This window comes from Moorena sp. SIO4E2 (genome assembly GCF_010671945.1).
Taxonomy (GTDB): Bacteria; Cyanobacteriota; Cyanobacteriia; order Cyanobacteriales; family Coleofasciculaceae; genus Moorena; species Moorena producens.
This window is the reverse complement of sequence record NZ_JAAHIE010000405.1, coordinates 1-6,802: the sequence shown is the minus strand read 5'-3', so window position 1 is coordinate 6,802 and position 6,802 is coordinate 1. Positions and strand designations below refer to the sequence as shown.

At 41.5% G+C, this 6,802-nt stretch carries 6 protein-coding genes; 4 read left to right on the top strand and 2 right to left on the bottom strand.

What is annotated here, in order from left to right:
* Positions 1–1,999: tetratricopeptide repeat protein (locus F6K37_RS28830; protein WP_287253875.1), on the bottom strand; the 1,999-nt coding region annotated here is incomplete at its 3' end.
* A 190-nt stretch (positions 2,000–2,189) separates the two neighbouring features.
* Here F6K37_RS28830 and F6K37_RS28825 point away from each other — a divergent pair.
* From F6K37_RS28825 to F6K37_RS28810, 4 genes are all read left to right on the top strand, one after another.
* Positions 2,190–2,642: a MerR family transcriptional regulator gene (locus F6K37_RS28825; protein WP_287253874.1), complete on the top strand. Its 453-nt coding sequence runs from the start codon at positions 2,190–2,192 to the stop codon at positions 2,640–2,642.
* A gap of 149 nt (positions 2,643–2,791) precedes the next feature.
* Positions 2,792–3,682 carry an Rpn family recombination-promoting nuclease/putative transposase gene (locus tag F6K37_RS28820; protein WP_287253872.1) on the top strand — a complete coding sequence of 297 codons (891 nt, stop codon included), beginning with the start codon at positions 2,792–2,794 and terminating at the stop codon, positions 3,680–3,682.
* A gap of 32 nt (positions 3,683–3,714) precedes the next feature.
* Complete coding sequence (locus F6K37_RS28815; RefSeq protein WP_131826899.1) at positions 3,715–3,945, top strand: hypothetical protein; 231 nt, start codon at positions 3,715–3,717, stop codon at positions 3,943–3,945.
* Between the two features lie 72 nt (positions 3,946–4,017).
* Positions 4,018–5,457: an FAD-dependent oxidoreductase gene (locus tag F6K37_RS28810; protein ID WP_287253870.1), complete on the top strand. Its 1,440-nt coding sequence runs from the start codon at positions 4,018–4,020 to the stop codon at positions 5,455–5,457.
* Between the two features lie 95 nt (positions 5,458–5,552).
* Here F6K37_RS28810 and larE read toward each other — a convergent pair whose 3' ends face one another.
* Complete coding sequence (gene larE, locus F6K37_RS28805; RefSeq protein WP_287253869.1) at positions 5,553–6,380, bottom strand: ATP-dependent sacrificial sulfur transferase LarE; 828 nt, start codon at positions 6,378–6,380, stop codon at positions 5,553–5,555.
* Positions 6,381–6,802: the final 422 nt, after the last annotated feature.

Here is a 6,802-nt window from a genome sequence, read left to right as displayed (position 1 = left end):
CAATGCTATCCAAGAATACATCCGCTATCGCTGAGGTTCCAGCAAACCTCCTGTTATTCATGAATGGTAAAAATATGCAGTAGTCTGTATAATCGAGGCCAAATTTATTAAAAGCATCCCTTAAACGTTGCTCAAATATTTCAGTAACCTGGTCACTTTTAACATATTTAATAAATACAAACTTACACCGATGAGCTAACTCCTTAGCAATTCTAGGAAATACATCATCATAGTCAGGTAAATATTTATATAAAGATTGGCAGCACCAGAACATAATGTCATCATCATCTAAGCCTATATCATTTTTAGCGATCGCATCCGGTGTAATTTCCAAAGGCGTGTAATGGATAGAGAGATTCGGTAATCTAACTAACCTCTCACTATAATGATCTTGAGCATTTTCTGCTTCCATTAAATCACTACTTAAGTAATAATCAATCGTCGGCATCCCACTAGTATCCGGATGTCCCCAAGATGTCATTTGAATTGGAGCCAGTCTTAAACAACCCAACTTAACTGTAGTTGGCGACATCCCGAATTCCGGAAAAATAAGGATGTGTAATTTATCTTCTGTAATTACCTCACACCATTCTTCGATAGTGAAAGAACCTTGAACAAATTTTACAAATGATTTTGCGGCTATTGCTGTTTCCTTATCCTGTTTTAACCCTGTGTGATAACCAAATAGTTCAAAATTCGATCTATCTAGATTTTCTACCCAGCCCTTAATCGGTATTTTCCAATTAGAATGATCCCAAAAGAATTCCGAAATAACTCCAATCCGAACTTTTTCATGAGGCGCTAAATTTGGTAGAGGAATTTTCTGGCTCCACCGGGGATAGCACTGGGACATGATCTGGCAAATCATTTGTCCATAAATTTCCTGTAACTCTCGGTTATTTAACCCTTGATAGGCCAGATAAAAAGGCTGAAACGCTCCCACCGCGTTAGCGGCACTTAGCAGTTCCCTTGGACTTAGCTCTGTATCGCTCTGTGTATAGCTATCCGCTAATTTTTTAAGACTAGCTTGGTAATTATTTCGCGTTACCTTGATTTCATCAACACTTGAATAAATGATCGGAATCTGACACACGCACATGGCCAGTTTAGCTTCAGCCAAGTTAGGGTTAATACTTAATGCTTGCTGGTAAGACTGTAGGGCTTCTTCTAGCTTGCACTGTTCGTGGAGTGTATTTCCTAAATTGTTATAAACCTCAGCAAAGTCAGGTTTCAGCCTAATCGCTTCCTGATAGGACTGTACCGCTTCCTCTAACTTGCCCTGTTTTTGGAGTATTGTTCCCAAATTGTTATGAGCGTCAGCATAGTCAGGTTTAAGCCTAATTGCTTCTTGGTAAGACTCTCTTGCAGCATCTAACTTGCCCTGTTTTTGGAATAGAGTCCCCAAATTGTTATGAGCCTGAAAACAATCTGCTTTAAGCTTAATCGCTTCCTGGTAGGACTCTCGTGCCGCATCTAACTTACCCTGTACCTGCAGTACATTTCCCAGATTACAATAAGCCTGAGCATAGTCAGGTTTAACCCTAATCGCTTCTTGGTAGCACTGTACCGCTTCCCCTAACTTACCCTGATTATGAAACAAATTTCCTAAATTGTTATGAGCCAGAGCATAGTCAGGTTTAACCCTAATCGCTTCTTGGTAAGACTGTACCGCTTTGTCTAACTCTCCTTGTGACCAGAAGATATTTCCCAAATTGTTATGAACTTCAAAAAAGTCAGGTTTTAGGGTTAAAGCTTGTTGGTACAAGGCTACCGCTTCCTCTAGCTTGTTTTTTTCCTCAAATATACTTGCAAAATTAGCAATGGCTATCACGTTATAGGGCTTCAATAAAGACTTTTCCTCACCCTGATAATCCCCCTGAATCTGTATTACCTGTCTGTAGATAGATTCAGCCTCATCTAATTTACCCAACTGATGATTTTGAGCGGCTGTATTGATTAGAGATTCAAGGTTTGATTCTAACAATTGGTTGGTAGTCATATAGCGGTTTGCAGGGCAGAGCTAGGTTGCTGTAATACTAAATCCGGTTTGATTAGATATCAATCATGAAAAATTATTTCACCCTAGTTGTCCGGTCAGTTTGGCAAAACTTTACATAACTTTACATTAAGGCGTCCAGGAATAAATTTTTGCTATACTATTTTTATAGGAAGAGTTAGGGAATCCGAACATGAACCACTGCGTTGGTACTACCGAAGCCGCATCTCTATTAGGTATTTCTTCTCGACGATTGCGCCAACTCCTGGAGAAGGGTCGGGTCAGGGGTGCCTATAAAAGTGGCAAATTCTGGATTATTCCTCTTTTCAAGCACCTACCACAAATCACCAAAGGTACCCGTGGACCAAAGGGCAAATGGCGTACCAGTCGTCCTCCCGCTTTAGCCACGATTAATGTCAACCGTAATCGGATTGGCACCAACAATGCTAAACCTCCCCAAGACCGTCAGCCAGTGATTTCAGTAAAACGAAGCGGTAACAATCTATACGGCAACCAGATCGAAATCCTGGGTCCATGTCGGATTGTCTATCAGCCCGATCACCCACTGCGTTGTGGTGCTCGTCTATGGATTGAAACTTTCAGTGATGTTCATTTTATTGGTGGTAGTTTTCCGGCTAGTGCTTGATACTAAGGGCATTGCTGATTCTGGCTATGGTTTCCCCAATTCTGGGGGTAACAAAACTTTCAAAGTCCCTCAGAATTCGAGGAGCAACGGGGGCTTTAATAAAACCAGATGATCGCGCATTTATTCCTTAATTAAGGAACGCCAAAACTATGAGATTTATCAGCCCTAAAATAGATTATGTATTCAAAAAAATATTTGGTTCCAAAGAAAGTAAAAATATATTAATTAGTTTTCTAAATGCCATTATTTATGATGGCGAACCAATCATTCAATCTTTAACCATTATTAATCCCTATAATCCCGGTCAAGTGTTGACTTTAAAAGACACTTATTTGGATGTAAAAGCAGTGTTAGCGGATGGAGAGATTGTCCTAATTGAAATGCAAGTATCATCCATGACATGTTTTAGCAAACGGGTTCTTTATAACATGGTGAAAGGATATGTTAATCAGTTAAAAACAGCAGAGGACTATATTCGTCTTAAACCTGTTATAGCTGTCACAATTACGGATTTTATTTTGTTTGACGAAACTCAGCAAATTATTAATCAATTTGTGTTTCAAGAAAAAACCGAAAAGTTTGAATGTCTGGAAGAGGAATTGCAGTTAATATTTATAGAATTACCGAAATTCCATAAAAGACTCTCAGAATTAGAAACTTTAGCCGATAAATGGATTTATTTCATCAAAGAAGCTTCTAGTTTCGATAACATTCCTCCTTCTTTAGGAGAAGTATCAGAGATAGAATCAGCTTTAAATCTTGCTAATCAAGCTGGTATGACGCCAGAAGAATTAGAAATTGCCGATCGCCGTGCTATGGCATTACAAGATGAAAGAGGAAAAATAACTTATGCTGAAGAAATCGGTAGAAAAAATGAGGCGATCGCCTTAATAATACGTCAACTGAAAAAGCGTTTTGGGGAAATTGATAAAAAAACCATTAGCAAAATAGAAATTTTAACAATTGAAGAGTTGGAAAATTTGGGAGAAGACTTCTTAGATTTCAATAACATAACTGATTTAGAAAATTGGCTTAACTAGCATTCAGCCCGGATATAGCGTTCATAGGACTCATGAGGTACACATTATTTTTTACCTCTTCCCTCTTCCCTTTTCCCTCTTCCGTTCGCGTTCGCCTTTGGCGTGAGGCTCAACGTAATCAGGCGCGCGTCTCCGGGGGAAACCCCCGCGTGAAGGCGCTGCCTCCCCAAGACCGCGCTGCCTCCCCAAGACCGCGCTGCATCACTGCTACCTCCTCCCTAAAAACCAGAAATTTGACCTCACAAGTCGTAGAATTCCTATAGTTGGTAGGGTAATGGCATTGCCCAAACAGCAGTAGCGAAGCTGATCGCAAAAACGATCGCAAAAATATAATTATGATCGACACTTATGATATTGTTGTAGTTGGTGCTGGTCCAGTGGGATTAGCCACTGCCATTGGCTTACAGCAGCGAGGTATCTCTAATTTTATAGTCCTTGATCAAACTCGTGCCTTTCGTCGAGTGGGTCAGGTTATCGATCTTCTGCCCAATGGATTAAAAGCCCTCAACCACATAGCGCCTTCTGCTTACGAAGCCGTTAAAAACACGGATATGGAGTTTTTGCAGAAAGTGCAACCCAATCAAAAATGGGTTTACAAAAATTTGAAGGGAGAGCAAATTCACTCAATTCCTCTTAGCTATGAGAGTTGGTTCAAGGATTATGGAGAGGGTCGAGTCTCAATTTCTTGGTATGATTTACAGACCACTCTCAGACAGCAACTTCCCGTTGAACAGGTTAAAGCGAATCATCGTTGTATCAATGTAGTCGATGAAGGAAACACCGAATATGTTCGGCTAGATTTTGTTTCTGATGCAGCCATAGAAGCAAATCCCTATGCTCATTGGTCAAACAGACAAAACGATGAGGATACAGTCTCCTTTAATTCAGAACATAGTCCCCAACAATTTCAAAAACAATCAACCCGGGCTAGGCTAGTTGTTGCTGCAGATGGGATCAACTCTAGCATTCGTCGAATTGTTTATAATGATAGTCCCTACAGTGGTTTAGCACGACCTGACTATTCCGGGTTTGCCGCCCTATTCTGTATGGAAATCACAGATATTCCCCCAGAGCTAAGCACAGAGCTTGAAAACAAATTTTTTCAGCAGGAACGGATTATAAGTATCACTAATGATCGCACTAATGATCAAATCTCAGAGGATTCCCCTTCTATGGAATCCCCACGGATGCTCCTATTTCGCCGTTCCAATGCTCAGTTTGGGTATTTGATCCATCTTCCTTTAAACCAGGAGGAGTTGACAGAAAAATCTGGAAGTGCCTTAATTGCTTTAGCATTACGAGAGTTGGAAAACGCTAATTTTCCCAAAGCTCTCACACAATTAGTGGCGTTATCTCCTCCTGTCAAAATGCAATCCCGTCCGTATTACATTCACCGTGTAGAAACTCTATCTCCCTGGAGTTCAGGTAGAGTTGTATTAGTGGGTGATGCCGCCCATGGGATGCCTCCTTTCATGGCTCAAGGGGCTAATCAAGGATTGGAAGATGCTCTGGTTGTAGCTACCCTTATCGCTAATATTGTACATAAAAATAATCTTGATAATATCCAAGCAATCGCCAATGCTTTCCTTAACTATGAATCTCTTCGTCGTCCATTAATGGAGAAGATTCAACAAGCAACATTGACCAGAATTCCCTACAATAACAAACAAGCATGGCAAGACTACCAACAATTGGTATATTGTCGTAATTTTGACCAACTACTGGAGCAATGTAACCATTCAGCAGTCAGCAGTCAGCCGTCAGCCTTGGCCTAAGGCCACGCTACGCGAATGGCTGATAGCTGATAGCTGATAGCTGATAGCTGATAGCTGATAGCTGATAGCTGATAGCTTACACAAATCCAAACTGATTAAGCTTTCATACTAATCACATCCTGACTCAAAACTTGATTCAATTTGCCACTGCGATATCCTTCTAAATCCAGGGTCACATAGACAAAACCCAACTCCTGAAACTCTGCTACTAACTTCGGTAAATCTGTCGTTACCACAAATTCCTTAATCTCTTCCGGTAGTAACTCAATTCGTGCGGTATCTCCTTCTGAACGAACCCTCAAATTGGAGAAACCTAACTTCCGTAAATAGATCTCTGCTCGTCCTACCCGTTGTAACTTAGCTACTGTAATCATTTCCCCATAGGGAAAGCGAGAACTCAGACAAGGTTGGGCAGGTTTATCCCACCACGGCAGTCCTAATTGTTTCGAGAGTTGGCGCACTTCCGCCTTACTTACCCCCACTTCCGCTAAAGGCGATCGCGCACCTCGTTCCTTGGCCGCCTGAATCCCTGGACGATAGTCCCTTAAATCATCCCCATTCACCCCATCGACTACATAAGGATAGCCTCGCTCCAGGGCTAGAGGTTTGAGAGTGTCGTGGAGTTCACTTTTGCAAAAATAACAGCGATTGACCGGGTTAGAGGTATAATTGGGATTATCCATCTCATGGGTTTGGACAACCTCATGAGTAATGCCAATGGTAGCGGCTTGGATGCGAGCGTCTTCTAATTCTTCTGGTAATAGTGACGGGGATTCAGCAGTGACCGCTATTACGCGATCGCTTAAAACATCGTAAGCAATTTTAGCAACTAGCGTGCTATCAACTCCCCCAGAATAGGCAATCAAAGCCCGTTCCATCTCAGCAAATATAGTTTTTAATTGCTTGAGTTTCTGCTCTAGCATGGTTTTGATAAATAATTTTCCCTGTTTGTAGCACTATCCCATCTACTATCATGCCCGATTTATCATGATTAGACTTCGCGGTATAGCACTACCCATTAAAATTAGGACATTGTCTTGATGCAGTCGCTCATGGGGGAAACCCCCTTTGGCGGCGCTTCATCGCTCCTAAACTCCGAAACGTGAGTATAGCTTACTTCTGACAAATGACTTCGTTAGAGTCGATGCCTGGTATTACCCAGGGCACCTCTCCTTCAAATCTGGGCGTGCGACTTTCACCGCACCCAGCTCCTAGATATCCTGACCTTTCGGTCTGCTTCCGTGGATTAGTTGATGGCAGCTGTGATGAACTGCTAGCAAATTCTTTGGTTTCCAGTTATCGTGGTTTCCATCAATATGATGTAAGTGTACGACTTCTTCCCCTA